The sequence below is a fragment of the Gordonia sp. GONU genome, from assembly GCF_024733855.1.
Classification (GTDB): domain Bacteria; phylum Actinomycetota; class Actinomycetes; order Mycobacteriales; family Mycobacteriaceae; genus Gordonia; species Gordonia amicalis.
In genome coordinates, this window is sequence record NZ_JANRHB010000091.1 from 1 (window position 1) to 824 (window position 824).

At 62.9% G+C, this 824-nt stretch carries 1 pseudogene; it reads left to right on the forward strand.

The features are described from left to right. Positions 1-124: 124 nt before the first annotated feature. Positions 125-824 (forward strand): annotated as a pseudogene (locus NWF34_RS25295) (IS21 family transposase); the annotation flags it as partial.

Here is an 824-nt window from a genome sequence, read left to right on the forward strand (position 1 = left end):
GATTTTTGCCACGAGGATGGGACCACCTGGATTGCCAGTTATGGGACCACCGGCGCGTCGCGTCGGTGGTCCCTTCGTTTTGCTCGTTGACTCAACTGCAAGATTCGCAGGAGGGGCGGCGGGCATGGGCTACCGGGAGGTTGCAGTGGAAGAGATCAGAGAAGTACTGCGTTTGTGGCTGGGCCTGGCGGTGGGATTGCCCTCGCCGGGACTACGCACGATCGCCGCTCACGCCGGAGTCGACCGCAAGACGGTGCGACGGTATGTACAGGCCGCGCAAGCGGCAGGATTGGTCCACGGCGCCGGTGCCGACGCGTTGACCGATGAGCTGATCGGGAGAATCGTGACCGCGGTACGCCCGGTCCGGCCCAACGGGCACGGGCAGGCATGGGAACAACTGGCCGGGTTCACCGATCAGATCAGAACCTGGGTCGCCGGTGATGGCGACCAGAAACCGTTGACACTGACTAAAATTCACATCCTGCTTGCCCGTCAGGGATGCCAGGTGCCCTATCGGACGTTGGTGAGGTTCGCGACCGAGCAATGCGGGTACCGGCGAACAACATCCACCGTGCGCGTGGACGACTGCGCTCCGGGTGCAGAATGTCAGCTCGATTTCGGGTACCTCGGGCTGCTCGATGACCCTGCCAGCGGCAAACGCCGCAAGGTCCATGCCCTGGTGATCACCGCGGTCTACTCGCGGCACACGTTCGTGTGGCTGACCCATTCACAAACCCTGGACGCGGTGATCACCGGCTGCCAAGCGGCGTGGGAATTCTTCGATGGGGTGTTCGCCGTCATCATCCCCGACAACATGAAACCCA